The 18,932-nt window shown below is 49.3% G+C and carries 22 protein-coding genes; 6 read left to right on the forward strand and 16 right to left on the reverse strand.

What is annotated here, in order from left to right; all coding sequences use genetic code 11:
- Window positions 1–2: 2 nt before the first annotated feature.
- From FIV45_RS08300 to FIV45_RS08345, 12 genes are all read right to left on the reverse strand, one after another.
- Window positions 3–848 (reverse strand): major capsid protein P2, encoded by an 846-nt coding sequence (locus tag FIV45_RS08300; RefSeq protein WP_139932323.1) that lies wholly within the window; start codon window positions 846–848, stop codon window positions 3–5.
- 44 nt (window positions 849–892) lie between these two features.
- Window positions 893–1,015 carry a hypothetical protein gene (locus tag FIV45_RS18850; protein ID WP_275671292.1) on the reverse strand — a complete coding sequence of 41 codons (123 nt, stop codon included), beginning with the start codon at window positions 1,013–1,015 and terminating at the stop codon, window positions 893–895.
- A gap of 209 nt (window positions 1,016–1,224) precedes the next feature.
- On the reverse strand, window positions 1,225–1,884 hold the full coding sequence (locus tag FIV45_RS08305; RefSeq protein ID WP_139932324.1) for a zonular occludens toxin domain-containing protein: 660 nt from the start codon (window positions 1,882–1,884) through the stop codon (window positions 1,225–1,227).
- A complete protein-coding gene (locus tag FIV45_RS08310; protein ID WP_099471984.1) occupies window positions 1,881–2,432 on the reverse strand; it encodes a hypothetical protein in 552 nt (183 codons plus the stop codon). Before FIV45_RS08310 ends, FIV45_RS08305 begins: the two co-directional genes overlap by 4 nt.
- On the reverse strand, window positions 2,362–2,664 hold the full coding sequence (locus FIV45_RS08315; protein ID WP_133118539.1) for a zinc ribbon domain-containing protein: 303 nt from the start codon (window positions 2,662–2,664) through the stop codon (window positions 2,362–2,364). Before FIV45_RS08315 ends, FIV45_RS08310 begins: the two co-directional genes overlap by 71 nt.
- A gap of 15 nt (window positions 2,665–2,679) precedes the next feature.
- Window positions 2,680–4,011: a hypothetical protein gene (locus tag FIV45_RS08320; protein WP_099471983.1), complete on the reverse strand. Its 1,332-nt coding sequence runs from the start codon at window positions 4,009–4,011 to the stop codon at window positions 2,680–2,682.
- Complete coding sequence (locus FIV45_RS08325; RefSeq protein ID WP_099471982.1) at window positions 4,008–4,259, reverse strand: hypothetical protein; 252 nt, start codon at window positions 4,257–4,259, stop codon at window positions 4,008–4,010. Before FIV45_RS08325 ends, FIV45_RS08320 begins: the two co-directional genes overlap by 4 nt.
- Window positions 4,256–4,600: a DUF736 domain-containing protein gene (locus FIV45_RS08330; protein ID WP_099471981.1), complete on the reverse strand. Its 345-nt coding sequence runs from the start codon at window positions 4,598–4,600 to the stop codon at window positions 4,256–4,258. Before FIV45_RS08330 ends, FIV45_RS08325 begins: the two co-directional genes overlap by 4 nt.
- Window positions 4,601–4,618: 18 nt before the next feature.
- Window positions 4,619–4,864, reverse strand: a complete 246-nt coding sequence (locus FIV45_RS08335; RefSeq protein ID WP_099471980.1) for a hypothetical protein — start codon at window positions 4,862–4,864, stop codon at window positions 4,619–4,621.
- Window positions 4,861–5,055 carry a hypothetical protein gene (locus FIV45_RS08340; protein WP_099471979.1) on the reverse strand — a complete coding sequence of 65 codons (195 nt, stop codon included), beginning with the start codon at window positions 5,053–5,055 and terminating at the stop codon, window positions 4,861–4,863. Before FIV45_RS08340 ends, FIV45_RS08335 begins: the two co-directional genes overlap by 4 nt.
- Window positions 5,052–5,201, reverse strand: a complete 150-nt coding sequence (locus FIV45_RS18440) for a hypothetical protein (protein ID WP_165776950.1) — start codon at window positions 5,199–5,201, stop codon at window positions 5,052–5,054. Before FIV45_RS18440 ends, FIV45_RS08340 begins: the two co-directional genes overlap by 4 nt.
- Entirely contained in the window at window positions 5,198–5,398 is a 201-nt protein-coding gene (locus tag FIV45_RS08345) for a hypothetical protein (protein WP_099471878.1), read from the reverse strand. Before FIV45_RS08345 ends, FIV45_RS18440 begins: the two co-directional genes overlap by 4 nt.
- A 210-nt stretch (window positions 5,399–5,608) precedes the next feature.
- Between FIV45_RS08345 and FIV45_RS08350 the strand changes: the two genes are divergently transcribed.
- Together FIV45_RS08350 and FIV45_RS08355 are read left to right on the forward strand one after the other, a co-directional pair.
- Window positions 5,609–6,073, forward strand: coding sequence for a hypothetical protein (locus FIV45_RS08350; RefSeq protein ID WP_099474533.1), 465 nt, complete (start codon window positions 5,609–5,611; stop codon window positions 6,071–6,073).
- 294 nt (window positions 6,074–6,367) lie between these two features.
- The gene (locus FIV45_RS08355) at window positions 6,368–8,206 is read left to right on the forward strand and encodes a HAMP domain-containing sensor histidine kinase (RefSeq protein WP_099474536.1); all 1,839 of its coding nucleotides are present in this window, start codon (window positions 6,368–6,370) and stop codon (window positions 8,204–8,206) included.
- Between the two features lie 3 nt (window positions 8,207–8,209).
- On the opposite strand, the gene FIV45_RS08360 is transcribed toward FIV45_RS08355, so the two are convergent.
- Window positions 8,210–10,969 carry a M16 family metallopeptidase gene (locus tag FIV45_RS08360; protein ID WP_099474538.1) on the reverse strand — a complete coding sequence of 920 codons (2,760 nt, stop codon included), beginning with the start codon at window positions 10,967–10,969 and terminating at the stop codon, window positions 8,210–8,212.
- Window positions 10,970–11,162: 193 nt separating this feature from the next.
- On the opposite strand from FIV45_RS08360, the gene FIV45_RS08365 reads away from it, so the two are divergent.
- Window positions 11,163–11,813 carry a pseudouridine synthase gene (locus FIV45_RS08365; protein WP_099474540.1) on the forward strand — a complete coding sequence of 217 codons (651 nt, stop codon included), beginning with the start codon at window positions 11,163–11,165 and terminating at the stop codon, window positions 11,811–11,813.
- Between the two features lie 3 nt (window positions 11,814–11,816).
- Here FIV45_RS08365 and FIV45_RS08370 read toward each other — a convergent pair whose 3' ends face one another.
- A complete protein-coding gene (locus FIV45_RS08370; protein ID WP_099474542.1) occupies window positions 11,817–14,342 on the reverse strand; it encodes an ABC transporter permease in 2,526 nt (841 codons plus the stop codon).
- Window positions 14,339–15,052, reverse strand: coding sequence for an ABC transporter ATP-binding protein (locus FIV45_RS08375; RefSeq protein ID WP_099474544.1), 714 nt, complete (start codon window positions 15,050–15,052; stop codon window positions 14,339–14,341). The genes FIV45_RS08370 and FIV45_RS08375 overlap by 4 nt, the downstream gene beginning before the upstream one ends.
- Before the next feature lie 124 nt (window positions 15,053–15,176).
- On the opposite strand from FIV45_RS08375, the gene FIV45_RS08380 reads away from it, so the two are divergent.
- From FIV45_RS08380 to FIV45_RS08390, 3 genes are all read left to right on the forward strand, one after another.
- Window positions 15,177–15,749 (forward strand): arylesterase, encoded by a 573-nt coding sequence (locus tag FIV45_RS08380; protein ID WP_204602317.1) that lies wholly within the window; start codon window positions 15,177–15,179, stop codon window positions 15,747–15,749.
- Window positions 15,750–16,062: 313 nt separating this feature from the next.
- The gene (locus FIV45_RS08385) at window positions 16,063–16,833 is read left to right on the forward strand and encodes an alpha/beta fold hydrolase (RefSeq protein ID WP_099474548.1); all 771 of its coding nucleotides are present in this window, start codon (window positions 16,063–16,065) and stop codon (window positions 16,831–16,833) included.
- 4 nt (window positions 16,834–16,837) lie between these two features.
- Window positions 16,838–17,770 (forward strand): ketopantoate reductase family protein, encoded by a 933-nt coding sequence (locus FIV45_RS08390; RefSeq protein WP_099474550.1) that lies wholly within the window; start codon window positions 16,838–16,840, stop codon window positions 17,768–17,770.
- Between the two features lie 6 nt (window positions 17,771–17,776).
- Here FIV45_RS08390 and FIV45_RS08395 read toward each other — a convergent pair whose 3' ends face one another.
- Window positions 17,777–18,931, reverse strand: coding sequence for a cysteine desulfurase family protein (locus FIV45_RS08395; RefSeq protein WP_099474552.1), 1,155 nt, complete (start codon window positions 18,929–18,931; stop codon window positions 17,777–17,779).
- Window position 18,932 lies beyond the last annotated feature (1 nt).

Consider the following 18,932-nt stretch of genomic DNA (forward strand, 5'->3'; position numbering starts at 1 on the left):
GATTAAGCCTTTCTGATACCGACCTGCTCAATGATCAAGTCGTGATCCACCACCCCGGCGTCATACTCAAACTCGAGACGCAGTTTATGGGGTTTGTTGGGGTCAATCGGATTTCGGCCATTGATCACGTCTGTGTAACGTGCGGTCAATTGCTTGCCGGAAAGAACGAAAATATCCGCTTGAGGAGAATAACCAGCGGTTTCACGGAGGAAATCAAGCGTGTCCTTTGACGCGTCACATATTTTTTCCTGTCCAACATAGGCCTTCACGCCAAGTATTTTATCACTGAAGGCGTAAATCGCATTGAACACGCGGCCCAGTTCAAACTCGATATTGACCACTTTTTTAGCCAGCCCCGCACAGTTGACCGTGACACGGTCCGTTGTGATGATTTCGCCGTTCGTGATATTGGCATTTCTCCAGATACGCGACGCCGACAATAGAGGGCTGGTTACGGCATTGAAGGTTACGACAATTTGGAAATTGTTGATATCCGCCATGCCCCAACTGGTCCCGTCCTCGCCGATAGCTGTCAAGCTGTCAGGCTGCGAGAAAAACAGCGGTAAAATGCCGTCTTTCCATGGAATGCCTTTTTCTTCATTCATTGAAATAATCTCAGCGGGCGTCAATTCCATCTGAACCGTCCCACCTAGATAAACTTCAATTTTTTTCACATTGGTGATATAATTGGCCTTGGTGGCAGGGACAGGAACCGCGCCGAAAGAATGATGTAAAATGTTGCCGTAATAGGTGCCGATGACATCGACATCCAGAACCGCACGACCGCCAGAGACAACGCCGCTGAAAGAATTCATGACCGGTTCGACAATTCGAATAGCTTGAGGCATAGGAGCCCTTTCTCTATATTAAACGTTAAAATTAAACGTTAAAATTAACCGCCGAAACCTTCGTGCGCATCTTTGATGAGCGGCAAGTCTTTGCCATATTGCAGGAGAAGCCCGGCAGCAATGATAGCGGCGACAGTAAACAGGACGCCCTTAATCTGGTTGTTCATTTTTCTCTCTTTCTCTTAACCACTTTTGTATGACGTAAAGCGTCAGCCCGGCCAGTACAGTTGTGTAAAAATTGTTCATATTCAGTTTCATAAAAATAGGTCCACAAGTTACCCTGTAGACCTATTACGCATGATTTTAATGATGGTGGCAAATGGCTGATTTCCTACGTACGTACCTATATGTACGTAAGAAAATTCACGATTTTTAATTATTTTGGTTTCGGCACGCGCCCCTGCACCACGCTGGCTTGTTCAAACAGCAAATAGTCGAAGTTTCGCAATGACATAATGGTGTTTTTATATTCGCGGCCGATTTCACCCTGCACCGTGTCGCGATCGCGCGCAGAGGCCAACCGCAATATGTACATAGCCGAACAGTTGCCGCGCCATTTGGTATGAACTTCTGCAATGCGCTGTGTCAGACCGTACGTATTAATCCCATAGTGACGGCCCCGAGAACAGATATTGCCAAACTGTTTAAAATTGGCCTTCAATCCAGAAACAGGAAAGCAAGTGTTCATCTCATCAATCACGAATGTGATCTGAGGTTGATTTTTTTCGCCTGCAAAATATTTACTTTGCGCTTGCAAGATCAGGCGGGATAATTCATTTAAATCTTCTATCTCGTTACCACCTTCAGGCACAAATATGATTTTAAAGCTGGTCTTCCATTTCTTTTTGAGCGCCGCCCGAACGGCGGCAATGGTGTGACAGACCTCCCATCCACGCTTTTTGGAAAATTCCTTTGACCAATCTAAAGCAGGATCAAAAACCACAAGGCGCTTTTCGGACTTGATCAGGAATCGGGCAAGTGTTGACTTGCCCGACCCTGACGCGCCATAGATGCCGATCCGAACCGGCTGGCTCATACGGCTTCTTCCATAGGCGCGTTGTTGTCATTCGCCGCCTGTGGTTGCTGTGACGCCCGTTTTACCGCTTCCCGGCGCGCAGCAAGCTGCATTCCGACGATATCGGCCTTGCCCTTAACAAAAATCACGACGGGAAGAACATTCGTTACCCATGCCGCGTCTCGTTTGATCGCCCATTGCAGGAAGCGGAATTTCTGGCATTGTTCATAGAGCAAATCAGACGTTTCGCGCGCGCCGGCTTCCGGTTTACCATCGGACACGACCACAGAAACGCCCACCAGACCCGTGAGATGTTCGGCAAGCACCAAATTCTGACAGAAAAAATCGGAGAAAAACTCCTCCTTTGAAAATATCTCGGATTTATCAAGCCCCGATATTTTGTCATATTCTGGCATATCCTCGGCGGCGGGTTCCGGCGTGATCTCGTCAAGATGATCCGTCGAATTGTCCCAGTTCATTTCTTCGAGAATGTCAGCCTCAGAAACATCCAATTCCGGCGCGTCCTGAATTTCCAGATTGTCGTTTGCTGGCGGTGTTGTCTTCTTCATGTTCAATAGTCTCCTGTGGTTCGTTGTCGTTTGAGGGTTGAGGTTTTGCGGCGGCGGCAATCAAGCGTCTCGACATGGCCGCACCATGTTTAAACGCGGCGTTGCACTGCGGATCATCGGCCCGACCATCGCAGTGCCAGTAGACTTTTCGGTTTTTATTTATCCGGCGTTCAACTTTTGCTTTACAATCCGGGCATTGAGTGTGGCCGATGACTTCATTGGTAACGGTCATTCGAAAAATCTCCTGTTAATTCAGCGCGGGGGCTATCGGGTTTTGTGGGTAGGTCGGGGTGATATTTGGTAAAAGTTCCCCTTGCCGTCTGTGGCCGGATTTTTTGCGAGTTTTCTTTCTCGACTGCCGGACAGTTGTCGTAGTTGTGTGCCTCATAGAGGCCGTACGGCGCGCCCAAATGTCACGGGCCTTGCCGATCAAGTCTTTAATACCTTCCCGCTCCACAAGACGATCTATGTCGCCATCAAAATTATGAACGACCAAACACGGCTCGAATTGATTGCTAAATTTAGGTGACGGGTTCGTTATCGCCATGAGAACGTTATCAACGTCCCCGCCAGACTCGTCAGAGCGCGCCCTAGTGCCCGGTTTCGCTTTTTCTATAACACGCCACTGCCAATCCGTTTCCGCCTCTGTGGTGGCCTCCGTGAGTCCCTTAGGCGGCAATTTCACCAGCTTCATTTTATTGTCGTTCAATTCTTTGCGGAAAGCCCGGATTTCTCCGAGCGGATGAAAGAATTTCAGGCGGAATGTCTGGTGAAACAATTCGGCAAGCTCTGGATCGGTCAGTGCGTTAAATTCAGAGGGCTTGAAAACATACTTCACGCATTCCTGTACGTTTTTGATTTTGCTGTCATGCAGGTAGCCTTTAGGGAATTGTGACGCGCACCACTTCATAAAAGCCAGCCACTTTTGAGGCCCGAGTTTCTTTGTCGCTTTGATCAGCACATGGGAATGCATATTCAGCTGAGGCTCATCCCCTTCCCGCTTGATCGTGTTTTCAATATTGTAATAGACCAGCTCAACGCCAGCCTCTTTGACCTTCTCATGTGACCCGAATTTTGAAATCAGGCGGGTAAACGTCTTGTGGGCTTCCCGATACTCGTTCAACGGAACCCATCCGTTAGAGATGACCAGCATCCGAAGTTGATTTTTATTAGCGTTGTCGGCGAAGTATTTTACGTGACGGGAGATATCATGAATGTTTTTAGACTGCATGACAGGAATGATGTTTGTATTGCGATAAGAAATTACCTTCTCAACAACGCCCGTGCAAATACCAATAGTAGACGTCTGTCCTTCGATCTTGGCCTTGATCCCCTGCCCTTCAAGCCGCTGTGCAATCGCTTCAGATTGAGATTTTAAAGTATTGCCCTGGGCTTCTGATTTGGACCAGTCGTCTTGGGAGATTTCATAGCCGATAGTGTCCCGCCATAGTTCCGGAACCGTCACCATGCTCAGGCGGGAAGCCCCTTTAAGCCGACCAACGCTAAAACCAAAATTTAAATCCCCGATCAGATTTTGACCGGAGATTTTGCTTTTGTAATGGGCAGCTACTTCACTCATGCGGCGGCTTGTTCCCCGTTTTTAACATCAGTCCGCGCGGCTTCAAGTTGACAGATAAGACTTGAAATTTGCTCATCCGTAACACCAATGCGTTGCACGAAGGGCGCACAAACCGAATGCGTATCAATTTCAAGATATAAATTGATCGTCTTGGTTGTCGCGCAGCCTGAGGCCCGAATAGAAGGTGTAATGTTTTTCATCAGGGGACCGCACCAAGTGCGCGGCAAAGGGATATATTCGTTATTCATGCCGCTTTCTCCCGTGGCCGGTTCCAGACAACATCATGCTCATTTTCTGCCGTAGCAAAAAGAGTTACGTTGAGGGGCATGGGGAAGCTTGGGTCATCTAATGACATGGAGATATACTTACTCCCGATATTTTGCCCAGTCGTTGCCGTGTTGATCCAAGCGCTCCCAATCGGCACCTCAGACCCATCTGACAAGAGTTCTTTCACGTCATAGTCAGGGTGATTATCTGACACCTTACTTCCTGCGGTATAGACCCGGATGTTCAGCGCCATGGTGCGCGTGCGAATGATGCCCTCAGCATAATCTTTTGACTGAAATGTAACGTTACCTACTTTTGACATTGTTTTGTTTCCTTAAAATTATCGAATTGTGGTGATGTGGTGTTCGGCCTTAAGGCCGGGTGTTTTGTTTTCAAAGGGAAGGCGAAATTTTGAGATTTCAAGGTCAAGGCCGGAGCGCGCGGCCCCGGCCCCTTCCCTCTGAAAAACCGCCACGGGCACCACCCCGGGACGGCAAAAGCACGTAAATTCTTTGATAATGTCCATGATCCCAAGAATGGACAGGATCACGCCGAGAGTGCCGAGTATCAACATTGTTAAGGTCATTCCGTCACCATCTCTTTCACCTGCAAAAAGAGGCTCTCAACATTAGGGTGTCCAAGCGGGCCAGAAAGTGAGCCATCGTATGTTTTTGCCGCTTCTGAATTTAACAACACTCTTATTTTGGTAAGGGTTTTAGCTTTGCAGTCACGATCCTTAAGCTTTACTACGGTATCCCGCCAGTATTTCTTACTCATGGCAGATACTCCGGGTAATCCTTGTAAAAGCAGCCGTGATACTGGGGGATTTCCGGGCATTCATTGAATTTGGTGGAGCAGCCGGAAACGAATATCAGAACCGCAATAATCAACGCCGCATAAGTAATCCAAAAAATCCGGGTCATGCTTCATCTCCCAAATCAATAAACAGCGAAAACTCCCAATCCTGTGCATCTGGAAAATCAGTCATTGCCTTGGAACAAGCTTCATGAATATCTTCCTCATTCCAAGAAATCCCTTCGGGTGCAGAAGGAATAAAAACATGAAATGTTTTTTCCTCTTCATCAAATTCAAAGTCTATGGAGAATTTTACTTTAGCCATGATCTTCCCTTTTGTTGTCTCCCTAAAAGTGCGGGGCATGTCCGGCCGGACAGAGGCCCCAAGGGAGGAATAATGTTAAGCGTCATTTAACACTTAATCTTATATTCATATGTAGTTCAGGAAGTCAACTATAAAACGTTAAGTGTCGTTTAACATATAATATAATACAATGTCGTAATGTTACGTACATACGTAGAAAAGGAAATTAAAATGAGACGTGATCTAAACTGGTATATGAACCAAGCAAAACAGCTTAATAATATTAAATCAGATAGAAAACTCGCAATTGAACTAAAGGTATCAAGCGTTGGCTTATGGCGGCATCCTGAACGCCCTGTTGTTCCTGAACTATCTGTAATGGTGAGATTGGCCAAGATGGCGGGAGTGCCCGTAGAAATAGGCTTGATTGATCGTGATATTTGGGTAGCAGGCTTTAAAGCACCAGAGACCGTCCCTTTTTATGAAAAAATCCTCAAACAATTCCCCAAATATGCAGCGGCATTATTAATGGCTTGTTTAGTATACAGCACTGATTTTGACACTGGTGTTATGGCAAAAGGGAACACAGGAGAAACAAACGGACACATGATAGTTCCTAACTATAAATTATGCGCATATTGCCATGATCATACACTGGTCCGGGACAAGGTGATGTTGAATACGTCCTCCAGTTGATATTAGTGCCCCCTTTGTTGCTTTTTACACTTATAAATTTTGACATATGGTTATTTTATTGTTAAGTTCATTCTAATATTAATAATACATCTTCCTTAGGCCTCTCTCCATCCACGGAGTTTCTAATACTTCAGAACTTTACTCTTAGGCCGCCGGGTTAATACACTAACCTGGGTATTTTGGTTTTTACCGATACTAGCGATTTTTATTGCACTGCTAATTTTGAATTTTCTGCCCTAAATTTTTCACCGAAAGATTAAATGTTCGCATCCGCGTTCAGTCAGGAAAAGTCAGATGAGACCTGCTCGTAACTTGAGAATAAAAACTATACTGGTTTCTGCCCTCTTATTGGTCACTTTCATTAGCTCAACAGCTGCAATTGTCGTGTTCAAAACAATGGTTACAGATATTTCACAACGCGTCTTACCGGAAGAGCGTCTGCTTGGTGATTTGCAGCGTCTCACTTTGCAAATGATGCAGAAGTACAAGGTGATATTGCTGAATCCAGGCCAATATGAGAAATCGGAGTTTGATGTCCTGATCTCTGAAATGGAAAATCTTAAAGCCGACTTTATAAAAAACCAGTCTGCTCATCAGGAGAATATACAGTTCATCTCAAAGATAGATTATCTTCATCAGGAATTGATACTATTGAGCCAGAAAGCCATATCAGACCGTCAGATTAAAATCGCTCTGATGAAAAAAATTCCACAATTACAGCAGAAAATAAACCTTCTTGAAACCGCACCGCCTCTCTCTCTTGCCACGACCTATTTGTCACATGTATTAGCCTATGCCGCTGCGCCCGCCTCTGACACAGCGACGGGTCTTGCCACAGAACAAGAGAAACTTTCCCTGTATGAACCTGAGGAGCAGATAGATGGCGACCTTGTCACGAGGATCGTTGCGACAGGCAAGGCAGCTGTATCCGCCACGAAAACCCTTAACAACACAATCAAAATTATGGAACAAAGAGAAAGACAGTTGCTGGATATATTTGTCCACGAAATGGGAAAGGTTACCTTTGAAACCAATGCGGCATTACAGAAGAATTTTTACGTTCTCCTGATCATTCTTGGTGCTATTGTTTTTATAACTGCCATAATTGCCTATCTTTTCTCGGAATATCTTATTCAGCCGTTGAGGGGTCTCAGCCATGCTGCAGAGAAATTGGGAGAAGGTAACCTGAATGTAAGAGTGCCTGTTAACAGAACGGACGAGATTGCTGATATGGCGATTGCCTTCAACCGCATGGCGTCCCGGTTACAGCAGAATATGGCTGAACAAAAATCGGCTGAAAAAGCACTCTATTTGTTGAATAAGGAAATGTCACGTAAAAGCGAAGCCCTCACCCTTATTGCCGAAGATCTGCGAAAAACCCGGGATCAGGCCAGAGCGGCCGATCGGGCTAAATCAGAGTTTCTGGCGGCGATGAGCCATGAATTACGTACGCCGCTTAATGCAATTATCGGTTTTTCAGAAATGATTATGCATGAGCAATTCGGCGCGATGGAGAATAAAAAGTACCTTGAATACAGTAAGGATATTAACGATTCCGGCCTTAATCTCCTGACATTAATCAATGATATCCTCGACCTCTCGAAAGTTGAATATGGCACGGAAGAAGTGCAGGAGGACTATGTCGATGTTGACGAATTATGCCGCGGAATTCTAAGGGTAATACGTCAACGGGCTATTGAAAGTCGTATTGCCCTGAAGTGTACCGTTGAGGCTAAATTGCCTCTGCTACTGTGTGATAATCGAAAGATGAAACAGGTGTTGATGAATTTATTGCGCAATGCGATTAAATTTACCCCGATGCAAGGCGACGTGTCTCTAAAATGTTTCAGCGGCGAGCACGGTGAAATGATGTTTCAAATCATTGATACCGGTATAGGTATTTCGCCAAAAGATCTTCCCAAGGCCATGTCTCATTTTGGGCAGGTTGACAGCGGCTTGAACCGGCGTCACCTAGGGACAGGACTAGGCCTGCCCCTGGCGAAAAGTCTGGTAGAACTTCACGGTGGCACTTTAAATGTGCACAGTATTGTTAAAAAAGGCACAACGGTGACAGTCACCCTGCCCGCCAACCGTTGCAGCTTTTCAGATTTGCATCACCGCAAGAAAGCCTGATTTTTACTCGACAATCTTGCCATCTGCATCAACGACCGTAACGTCCCCCAGATCAAGGTCTCGGATTTTCTGCTCGATTTTGCTCAAATCTCCAACGACAATCCAGGTTATTGCGTCCGGATGAAGGATATCCTGTGCCGTTTTATAGATGGTTTCGGCGTTCAGAGCCTGATATTTCGCCGGCAGAGTAATGGCATAATCATGGGCCCTGCCCTTATTGGCGTTATCCATCATATACCCGAGCAAAGCGCTGCCGCTTTCGAACTTACCCGGCAAGGTCAGAATCTTGCTTTTCCGGATCAGGGCAAGTTCTTCTTCGGTCGGCGGCATGTCCGTACGGATATTGCGCACTTCCTTCAGAACTTCCTGCATGGCTTCAGCGGTTTTGTCGATCTGCACCGGGGCGCTGAACAAGTAAAGCCCCTGTGCCTTGGCATCAAACAGACCGCTATAAGCGCCATAAGCCCAGCCTTTGTCTTCACGTAAGTTCATATTCAGGCGGGAAGAGAAGTTTCCACCAAGAACCTCATTCAGGGCCTTGATGTTAAACATGCGGTCATCGGCATTGGAGGGCGCCAGATGACCCGCAAGGATTGACGCCTGAGGAGAACCCGGCTTGTCGACCAGAAGAATCCGTGTTTTATCCTGAAGGGCAACAGGGGGCAGAACTTTCTTCCCGGCGGATGTTTTGGGGGTTTTCCAGTCTCCGAAGTGTTTTTCCAATACTGGTGTGATGGCGTCGAGAGTGGTATCGCCGACGACAAAAATCGTCGCCTTGTCCGGTCTGATCCAGGCATCGTTAAAGGCAAACAGGTCTTCTCGGGTCATGGCCTTGATCGAGGCCTCAGTTCCGGTTGAATTGAGACCGTATGGATGATCAGGTCCATATACGGTTTTGGTCAGCAGATTCATGGTGATTGACCGGGGGTTAACTTTTGCCTGTTCGATCTGGTTGAGAATAATCGCCCGGTCGCGTTCAAGGTCTTCCGGCCGATAGCCGGGGTTTTGCACAACATCGGCCCAGAGCGCAATGGACGGATTCAGGTTTTTCTTTAAAGCAGAGAGAGAAATACTTGAACTGTCACGATTATTGCTAAACCCAATATCCGCTCCGAGCATCTCCTTGCGGTTGGCCATTTCCAGGGAAGTCAGGCTCTTTGTGCCTTCATTCATCAGACCAAAAGCAAAGTTGGCCGCGCCTTCTTTCCCGGGAACGTCGGTCGAACGCCCGGCGTCGAATTGAATACTCATATTAACCACAGGTACGGCATGTCGTTCGGCGAGCACCACGGTAATACCGTTTGACAGCGTGGTTTTTTGCAATTCGGGCAGTTGTAAATCGGCGGTTTTGGTCATGGCCGGCATTACACTTCGATCAGCAGTCGCGGTTGTCGCTTTATGATCACCATGTGGGAGAATGGTCAGCTGATGAGAACCGTCCGATAACCATTTCTGTGCGGTATTCTGCACCGCTTTCCGGCTGGCGCCATTCATCCAGGCGAGAGACCTGTTGATGAAATTGGGATCATTGGCATACAGTTGCCCTTTGGCCAGCATGCGCCCCTTTCCTGATACGGATTCCAGCGATCGAATGGTGTCACCATCAAGGATGGCTTTCACGCGCTTAAGTTCGTTCTTTTCCGGGCCATTTTCAAGAAATTCCGCCAGGGTTTTCTCAATGATCTGCTTGACCTGATCAACATCAGTGTCAGGTTTCAGGGTGGCGGAGATAGAGAAAATACTGGCAAGTTCGAATTTCTGGACATAGGCCGAAACAGCGGTTGCCAGTTTCATTTCATGCACCAGTTTTTTATATAACCGTGCATTTTTACCATTGCCGAGCACGGCGCTCGTCAGGGTCAGTTCCGCCACATCCTGACTTGTGCGTCCGGGCACGGCCCACAGATAACGCACCTGCGGCTGTGGCACCTTATCATACATGACTTCGGTGGTGTTTTCTGTACGGTTCGGCACCCAGGACGTCTTCCGTGTGAGCGGCACCCCGGGATTAACATCGGCAAAATAGGCGTTCATTTTGGCTTTGGCGGTTTCAACATCAATGTCCCCGGCAAGCACGACAACCGCATTGGTGGCGCCGTAATATTTTGTGAACCAGCCTTTGACATCTTCCAGGCTGGCGTTGCTCAGATCTTCCATAGAACCGATGGTTGAATGATGATAGGGGTGCTCTTTGGGGAACAGTCCTTCAGCTTCCAGGTATTCCGCCATGGCGTAAGGGCGATTGTCCCCCTGCCGTTTCTCATTCTTCACCACATCCCGTTGTTCATCAAGTTTTTCCTGACTGATGGCGCCGAGAAGATGCCCCATACGTTCGGATTCCATCCATAACGCCCGGTCAAGCCCGCCTGTGGGGACGGTCTGATAATAGTTAGTGCGATCAAGCCAGGTGGTGCCGTTCATGCCTGTGGCGCCGATTTCCTGAAGCGGTTTGAAATAATCTTTGTCATAGTTTTCGGTGCCGTTAAACATCAGATGCTCAAACAGATGGGCAAAGCCGGTTTTGCCCTCAGGCTCGTCCTTGGAGCCCACATGATACCAAACACCGACAAAAACGACGGGAGCCTTGTGATCTTCATGGACGATGACGGTCAGGCCGTTATCAAGGGTGAATTTTTGATGGTCTAGCTGAATGGCGTCCGCGACGCGACTTTCTGCCGCATAGACAGGGGTCTGAAAAGCAGGATAGGTCGGGCTCATTACCAAGCCTGCGGCTGCCGCCAGACAAAGATATTTAAATTTCATGATGGTTCAGTCCTCTGGTATTTGTTTTAATTGGTTATTACCCCTACACCCATAAGACGAAATGATGGCATAAATATTATCAGGTTAAAATCATTATTTTGAAATTCACCCGAGAGATTTGAGATGTATTTGTCTTCCATTCCGGCTATACAGGGCCGATAATCGCCACTATGACTGCAAAAGAAGGCCTGTAATGTTATTTGAGTATGCCCCGCCAACCACCCCTCTTCAGGTCCTGCATCAGGATAAGGATATCGTGGTGTTAAACAAACCCAGCGGTTTGTTGTCCGTTCCGGGGCGGCAGGAGCATATGAAGGACAGTCTCAGTCTGCGGGTGCAGGCGCAGTTCCCCACGGCGACTGTTGTGCACCGGCTGGACATGGACACATCCGGCATTATCGTCATGGCGCTGAACATTGAAGCCCATCGTCATATCAGCATGCAGTTTGAAAAACGTTATACGGAAAAATCCTATATCGCTCATCTGCATGGCGCTGTCGCTGATGAAGAAGGTGAAATTGATCTGCCTTTGATTCTGGACTGGCCCAACCGGCCGCACCATATGGTCGATCACGAAAATGGCAAACAGGCCCTCACCCGCTGGAAAATCCTTGCCCGGGGCGATGGTTTCACCCGGGTGGCTTTTTATCCGGTTACCGGCCGCACCCACCAATTACGGGTTCACAGTCAGGCCATTGGCCATCCAATCCTCGGTGACACGCTGTACGCCACCGAAGAGGCCCTGAAAATGGCGGATCGTTTGCTGTTGCATGCGGAAGTCCTGACCATCACCCATCCTTACAGCAAGGAAAAAATGACCTTCAGCACCCCGGCTGAATTCTAATTTTTAGGCATTACGCAATACCTGTGCCGGCCGCGCCGACATGGCAAGCCAGATACTGACTATGCCAAAGGCCAGGGTGGCGAGGATACTTACCCCGACAGTATTAACTGGTATATACACGGGCAAAAGCCAGGTCATTTCCATCACAAAGACAATCACGCTATAGGCGGCGACCGTTCCCAACAGGATTGCGATGCCTCCGGTGAGCAGGCCAAGCAAAATAAATTCAATAATGTAGGCTTTAAGGATATCCAGCCGGGTGGCGCCGACAATTTTCAGCACCGCGGCATCATAAATACGGGTACGATGCCCGGCGGAGATCGCCCCGGCCAGAACCAGAATACCTGACATAATGGTAATCGCGGCCATAAAGTCGATGGCGGTTGCTATCTTGGCCATGATTTCCAGGGCGCTTCCCAAAACATCCTTGGTGCGGATGAGTGACACACTGGGGAACCGACCTGTAAGTTCGCGGTAAATCTCCGGCTCCTGATCTGCCACGGTTTTGGCTGTTCCAACATAGGTAAAGGGCGCGTTGGCCAGAGTATTGGGATCAACAATCATCACATAGTTGATGTCAAAACTTTCCCAGTCAAAATCGCGGATCGACATGATCGGCAGGGTGAAATCGCGGCCCAATATATTCAAGGTGATCTCGTCATTGACTTTCAGGTCCATGGCGTCCGCCATCTGTTTCGAGATGGAGACCCGTGGGGCGCCTGTGTAATCCTCAGGCCACCACTCCCCCGCAACAATTTTGTTATTGGGTGGCGGTGTTGCCGAGAAACTTATTCCGCGGTCACCACGCAGTATCCAGCGGCCCTCCGGTTTGGCTTTTACATCCTTGGATGGCACTCCCTTGACCTGCGTCACTCTTCCGCGCAGGTTAGGCACCATGCGATAACTCTCAACTCCTTCGCGTTCTTCAAAGTAGCGGGTAAAAACTTCCTTTTGGCTTTTTTGCACATCAATGAAGAAGAAAGAGGCCGCGTCCCCCTTTACCCGATCATTGATTTCCCGGATCATATTATTTTCGATCAGGGCGACTGCCGTAAACAGGATCAGGCCCAGACCAAGGGACAAAACGATTGAGTTTGTCGCATTTCCAGGGCGATACATGTTGCTAATGGCGATGCGGAAAATGGGATTGTGGGGCCGTGGAAGACGTTTCGCCAGCCATTTGGCCAAACTGGCGGCGCCGTACAGAATAACAAACACCACGGCGGTTCCGGCAAGCAGTGCGGCGGTGATCGCCTTGAACTGTGAGGTATAAACAACCAAGGTCAAAAGACACAGACCAATACCCCCAATCGTCACGATATAAGGTAAGGATTGACGGATACGTCCCTTAGGACTGACCGTTTGGCGAAACAGGCGGGCCGCCGGGGTCTGAACCGCCTTGCCCAGGGGCCAGAGGGTAAAGACCGCCGCTATCGCCCCGCTATAGAGTGCCGCGAGTATCAATGGCTTGATCTGCAGGCCCATCTCCAGATCAACCTGCAGGCTATTCTTCAGGACATCCCCGAACATCAGGGGAAGCAGTCCGCCAACAAGCAGTCCCGCCATGATGGCGAAGGCGGCGATCAACATGATCTGTCCAAGATAAATCAGCAGAATTGTCCGGCTTGTCGCCCCAAGAATTTTATAGGTGGCGATGGTGTCGGTCTTGCTCTCCAGATAGGTGCGAACACCGTTACTGACCCCGACGCCCCCCACCAGCAAGGCGGTGAGGCCGACCAGGGTCATGAATTGCCCCATGCGACTGACGAAACGTCGCAGACTTGAGCCACCACTGTTATGATCCCGCACCCGCCAGGCCTGATCGGGAAAACTTTCCTTGAGCTCGTCACGGAATGTTTCTAGCGCCACGCCGTCAAAAAGCCTGATACGGGTATGATACCGCACCAGACTGCCCGGCTTGATCAAAGTGTTGTCAAACAGGCTGTCAAGCGCGACAATCGCGCCTGGCGCAAGTTGCAGTCCCTGATTATTGGCGTCTGGTTCCTTTTTGATCAGGCCACGCACCTGATAGAGTTTTGTACCAAGTTTGACGTCTCCGTCGAGGGATATACCAAGTCGAGTGGCGAGAGGTTCTGACAGAATGATGCCCCAACGTCCCCCCTGCTTGCCAAGCATGAGCGGGCCGTAGTCGCCTTGTTCCAGCTCCAGCTCACCATAGAGGGGATAATGGGTGTCCACACCTTTCAAATCCACCAGGCTGCTTTTGTCTGTCGTATGAGCCATACTGCGCAGGGTGGCAATTTCGGAAAGTTCCCCTCTTTTTTCCAGAAAAATACGCTCTTCAGGTGTCAGGCGTTTTTGTGTCAGGCTGATCTGGACGTCCCCCCCCAGAAAAGTGCGCCCGTCCTCTTCTATGCTGTTGGAAATATTGCTGGTGACAGAACCGACACCGGCAATAATCGCGGTGCCAAGAAACAGGCTGGCGATAAAAATCTTGAAATTTTTAAATGCCGCCCGGGATTCCCGCCAGGCGAAACGAAAGGCCGTTGAGGCTGGATTTCCGGTCATTCCGCCACCTTGCCGGTTGCATCTTTCAAGGGGGCGGTTTCGGCAATCAGGCCGTCCTGAATATGCAGGATGCGGTCACAATGATTGGCGACTTCCGTGTCATGGGTAATCAGAATAAGGGTCGTGTTGAACGTCTTCTGCAGATTGAAAATCAATTCAACAATTTTGTGTCCCGTTTTGCCATCCAGATTGCCTGTAGGCTCATCAGCAAAGATGATTTTGGGGTTGGGCGCCAGCGCTCTGGCGATGGCGACCCGTTGCTGTTCCCCGCCGGAAAGCTGTGTCGGGTAGTGATGAATGCGGTGCGACAATCCCACATGGCCAAGCGCCTCTTCGGCAATCTTAAAAGCATCCTTGCGGCCGGCGAGTTCCAACGGCACCGCGACATTTTCCAGCGCCGTCATGGTCGGGATCAAATGAAACGACTGCAGTACAATACCGATATTATCCCGGCGAAACAGGGCGAGCTGGTCTTCACTCATATTATCCAGGCAATGGTCGTTTATGGTTACGGAACCGGCGGTCTGTTTTTCAAGACCCGTCATCAGGGACAGCAGACTGGATTTGCCCGACCCGGACGGCCCGAGGATCGCCACCGATGTCCCCTCGTCAATGTTCAGATTTACGCCCTTGAGAATGTCGACCTGATGGCCTTCCCCTTGAAAAGACAGAAAAAGGTCCAAAATCTGTAATATCGGCGTATCTGGCATAATGTTCTCATATAAATTTGTATTAAGGTGTTAAATGTATAACAGTATATCTATGTATACTTTAAAAATAATCAAACGGATTGCGGTAGTCGCACTTTTTTTCACGGTAAGTAGTGGCGCAGTGATGGCAAAAGACTATCAGGTTTTGGCCTTTGGCGACAGCCTGACTGCCGGGTATGGTTTGGCGAAAGAAGATGGTTTTACGGCCCAATTGCAAAAATATTTGCGGGATCAAGGGCATCAAGTTACCATTATTAACGCGGGTGTATCCGGGAATACAACGTCTGGCGGTCTGGCGCGACTGGAATGGAGTCTGGCAGGAACGCAGGGTGGCAAGCCGGATCTTGTGTTGCTGGCCCTGGGAGGTAATGACGCCTTGCGCGGTATTGACCCGGCCATTTCCCGGGCAAATATGGACAAGATGCTGACCATTCTGCAAAAGGCAAACATTGACACCCTGATCCTCGGCATGATGGCGCCGCCTAATATGGGCGAGGATTATGAAAATAAATTCAACACCATTTTTCCGGATTTGGCGGAAAAATATAAGGTTGACCTGTATCCTTTCTTTCTGGACGGCGTTGCCGGGGATTTATCGCTTAATCAGGGGGATGCCATGCATCCCAATGCCCAAGGGGTCCAGGCCGTCGTTCGCAGGATTGCACCGATCATTATCGATAAACTTCTTACCCCTTGAAATCATTGTACGGTTCATCGCAGCAATTCGGCATTTCATCGCAGAGCGCTATGCAAAGAAAAATCTGCGGGCTATGTCTTATCTCATAGACACAATGATGGTTTGACGATCAAAGCATCACAGAGAATGTCAAGGCAGGTGAAATTACTTTTAAACGGTAATTACCCCTACTACCCCTCTTACCTGTCTTGCCGAAGCAAGCTCCTTACCCCGGGGCTTGCTTCACTCATTTTAGGGGCTTTTTTTCAGAAAAATGTCGCGTTGACCAGCGCATTCCGGTTATATCTGTGATGGTAACAACACAGGATATTCCATGAAACTCAACAGCTATCATATTGGTTCCGCCGATGCCCCGGCCCTGATCATCATCCACGGCCTGTTTGGCTCGGCCAGCAACTTTCGCAGCCTTGCCAAAATTTACAGTGAAGACTTCAGCGTCACGTGTCTTGATCTGCGCAATCATGGCGCCTCGCCTCATGACGATGATGTCTCTTTTGACGCCATGGCGGCGGATGTTGTTGAATTTATGGACGATCACGGGATACCACGGGCCCATATCATGGGGCATTCCCTCGGCGGAAAGGTTGCCATGCAACTGGCGCTTACCCACCCGGATCGCATTGACAAGCTGATTATCGGTGATATAGCCCCGATTACCTATCCCCATCATCACGATCGTATTTTTGAGGGGTTGCAAGCGGTGCGCGCCGCCCGGCTGACCAGCCGCAAGGAAGCCGAGGCCATTCTCGCGGAATATGTGCAAATCCCCCAGGTGCGCCTGTTTCTGATGACCAATATGGTGCGGGGTGAGGACCAAGTTTTTGACTGGCGTATCAATGTGGACGGGTTGCAGCAGAATTATGCCGAATTGGCCAAGGCTCCGACGGGAACCCCCTTTACAGGCAAGAGCTGTTTTATTCGTGGGGAGATGTCCGATTATGTCAAGGAAACCACATATGATGTCATTAAGCAGCTCTTCCCCCAAGCGGAAATTGTTACCCTGAAAGGGGCCGGCCACTGGTTACATGCAGAAAAACCGCAAGAATATGTTAGACTGACACTGGACTTTCTCAAAAAGGACTAGGCAGATGCGTATTGCAGTCATGGGCACAGGAGGCATGGGCGGTTTTCTCGGGGCGAAACTCGCCATGGCCGGGCATGAGATCATCTTCATTGCCCGGGGTCCCCATCTGGATGCCATCAAAAAACACGGCCTGAAATTGCTGTCAAATGCCGGAGATATTCATATTCATCCGGCAACCGCGACAGAAGATACGACAGAAGTCGGGGCCGTTGATCTGATCCTTTTCTGCGTCAAGCTCTATGACACGACAGCCGCCGTCAGGGCCTGTCTGCCGATGATGGGATCAGACAGTTTTATACTCACCCTGCAGAACGGGGTAGAAAGTGTTGATATGCTTTCCTCCGTTGTTGGCCAGGGCCGGACCATCGGCGGATCGATTTATGTCTCGGCCAGCATCGAAAGTCCCGGCGTTATAACCCATTCCGGCGGTAACAATACCATTCGCTTTGCCGAGGTCGACAACCAACCAAGTCGGCGAACGGAAATTCTGGAAGATATCTTTACTCAGGCGGGGCTTGTGGGTATCCGGGCTGAAAATTTGCAGGTTATGCTGTGGTCGAAATTTGTTCTATTGTCGGCAAATGCGGGGGTTGGCGCCCTCACCGATCGATCGGCGGCGCAAATGGTGGCCGACCCTCTGGTGAAGCCTTTACTGCTTGCTGCGATGCAAGAAGCTTATGATGTGGCGTCGGCCATGGGGATCCCGTTGCCGGAAGGGGTTATTGACAGAGTGCTGGATGTCATCGTTTCCAACGGCGAGAAACAGGATCTGATCGCCTCGCAATGTCTGGATTTGCGCAAGGGCAGACCATTGGAGCTTGAATGGATACAGGGTACCCTGCACCGGTTGGGTCAGCACTATGATATTCCGACTCCGATCACCAGCACCTGCTATGCGGCTCTGAAGCGTTTCGCGTCAGGAAGGCAAAACCCCTGAAGACCGTCACATCAGATTGCGGATTTTCTGTACGGTGAGGATGATATGACGTGCCGCCTGATCTATTTCGGGCTCAGTGGTCATGCGCCCTATGCCAATACGGATGCTGCTGTCAATTTGCTTCTTGCTGAGCCCCAGAGCAGTGAGGACATGCGATGGTTCAACCTTTTCCGTGGAACATGCCGAGCCGGCGGATACCGCAATGCCCCGCAATTCTTTTACCAGCTGATCTGCTTTTACATGATCAAACGTGATATTGAGATTACCAGCATAGCGCAGTTGCTCTGAACCATTGATCTGTATGTCGGGCAAGGCGGATTGTAGTTTGTCTTTCAAACGGTGTGCCAGCATTGATATATGTGCCGCATCCTGTGTCATATCCTGTTCCGCCAGCACGCAAGCCGATCCCAGACCAACACACAAGGCGGGCGAAAGCGTGCCTGAACGCAGGCCCCTCTCCTGTCCTCCACCATCAAATAGGGCCAAAGGTCTTACCGGGCATTCTTCATTCACATAAAGCGCGCCAATGCCTTTGGGGCCATATATTTTGTGCCCGGAAATACTTATCAAATCAATATTCATGGCGGTGACGTCAAGTGGGATTTTTCCTACGGCCTGGGCGGCGTCTGTATGAAAAACCACGGCAGCGTTCCGACAGATCGCCCCAATGGCGGCAATATCCTGAATCATGCCGATTTCGTTATTGACCGCCATGATCGAAACCAGTGCGGTTTTATCGGTAATGCTGTCCCGCAACTCGTTGAGATCAATCAGCCCCTGATTATCTACGGGCAGATAGGTAACCTGGAACCCGGACCTTTCTAACGCACGGCAACTTTCCAGCACGCAGGTATGTTCGGTCTGGGCTGTGATAATGTGGTTCTTAGCCGGATATTGCGCATAAGCGATGCCCTTGATCGCCATGTTATTGGCTTCGGTCGCGCCGGAGGTAAAGATGATTTCCCGTTCATCCGCTCCGATCAGCTGGGCGACTTGTGGGCGGGCCACATCAACCCCTGCAGCGGCCTCCCAGCCAAAACTGTGATTTGTGGAATGGGGGTTGCCGAATTTTGTGGTGAGATAGGGCATCATCCTTTCCAGCACCCGCGGGTCCAATGGCGTTGTCGCCTGATAATCGAGATATATATCAGGATTGCTCATG

The organism is Paremcibacter congregatus (genome assembly GCF_006385135.1).
GTDB lineage: Bacteria > Pseudomonadota > Alphaproteobacteria > Sphingomonadales > Emcibacteraceae > Paremcibacter > Paremcibacter congregatus.

Bases quoted from the DNA above. Each gene is read 5' to 3' on its own strand.
- FIV45_RS08300 (WP_139932323.1), bottom strand. From the start codon at position 848: ATGCCTCAAGCTATTCGAATTGTCGAACCGGTCATGAATTCTTTCAGC.
- FIV45_RS18850 (WP_275671292.1), bottom strand. From the start codon at position 1,015: ATGAACAACCAGATTAAGGGCGTCCTGTTTACTGTCGCCGCTATCATT.
- FIV45_RS08305 (WP_139932324.1), bottom strand. From the start codon at position 1,884: ATGAGCCAGCCGGTTCGGATCGGCATCTATGGCGCGTCAGGGTCGGGC.
- FIV45_RS08310 (WP_099471984.1), bottom strand. From the start codon at position 2,432: ATGAAGAAGACAACACCGCCAGCAAACGACAATCTGGAAATTCAGGAC.
- FIV45_RS08315 (WP_133118539.1), bottom strand. From the start codon at position 2,664: ATGACCGTTACCAATGAAGTCATCGGCCACACTCAATGCCCGGATTGT.
- FIV45_RS08320 (WP_099471983.1), bottom strand. From the start codon at position 4,011: ATGAGTGAAGTAGCTGCCCATTACAAAAGCAAAATCTCCGGTCAAAAT.
- FIV45_RS08325 (WP_099471982.1), bottom strand. From the start codon at position 4,259: ATGAATAACGAATATATCCCTTTGCCGCGCACTTGGTGCGGTCCCCTG.
- FIV45_RS08330 (WP_099471981.1), bottom strand. From the start codon at position 4,600: ATGTCAAAAGTAGGTAACGTTACATTTCAGTCAAAAGATTATGCTGAG.
- FIV45_RS08335 (WP_099471980.1), bottom strand. From the start codon at position 4,864: ATGACCTTAACAATGTTGATACTCGGCACTCTCGGCGTGATCCTGTCC.
- FIV45_RS08340 (WP_099471979.1), bottom strand. From the start codon at position 5,055: ATGAGTAAGAAATACTGGCGGGATACCGTAGTAAAGCTTAAGGATCGT.
- FIV45_RS18440 (WP_165776950.1), bottom strand. From the start codon at position 5,201: ATGACCCGGATTTTTTGGATTACTTATGCGGCGTTGATTATTGCGGTT.
- FIV45_RS08345 (WP_099471878.1), bottom strand. From the start codon at position 5,398: ATGGCTAAAGTAAAATTCTCCATAGACTTTGAATTTGATGAAGAGGAA.
- FIV45_RS08350 (WP_099474533.1), top strand. From the start codon at position 5,609: ATGAGACGTGATCTAAACTGGTATATGAACCAAGCAAAACAGCTTAAT.
- FIV45_RS08355 (WP_099474536.1), top strand. From the start codon at position 6,368: ATGAGACCTGCTCGTAACTTGAGAATAAAAACTATACTGGTTTCTGCC.
- FIV45_RS08360 (WP_099474538.1), bottom strand. From the start codon at position 10,969: ATGAAATTTAAATATCTTTGTCTGGCGGCAGCCGCAGGCTTGGTAATG.
- FIV45_RS08365 (WP_099474540.1), top strand. From the start codon at position 11,163: ATGTTATTTGAGTATGCCCCGCCAACCACCCCTCTTCAGGTCCTGCAT.
- FIV45_RS08370 (WP_099474542.1), bottom strand. From the start codon at position 14,342: ATGACCGGAAATCCAGCCTCAACGGCCTTTCGTTTCGCCTGGCGGGAA.
- FIV45_RS08375 (WP_099474544.1), bottom strand. From the start codon at position 15,052: ATGCCAGATACGCCGATATTACAGATTTTGGACCTTTTTCTGTCTTTT.
- FIV45_RS08380 (WP_204602317.1), top strand. From the start codon at position 15,177: ATGGCAAAAGACTATCAGGTTTTGGCCTTTGGCGACAGCCTGACTGCC.
- FIV45_RS08385 (WP_099474548.1), top strand. From the start codon at position 16,063: ATGAAACTCAACAGCTATCATATTGGTTCCGCCGATGCCCCGGCCCTG.
- FIV45_RS08390 (WP_099474550.1), top strand. From the start codon at position 16,838: ATGCGTATTGCAGTCATGGGCACAGGAGGCATGGGCGGTTTTCTCGGG.
- FIV45_RS08395 (WP_099474552.1), bottom strand. From the start codon at position 18,931: ATGAGCAATCCTGATATATATCTCGATTATCAGGCGACAACGCCATTG.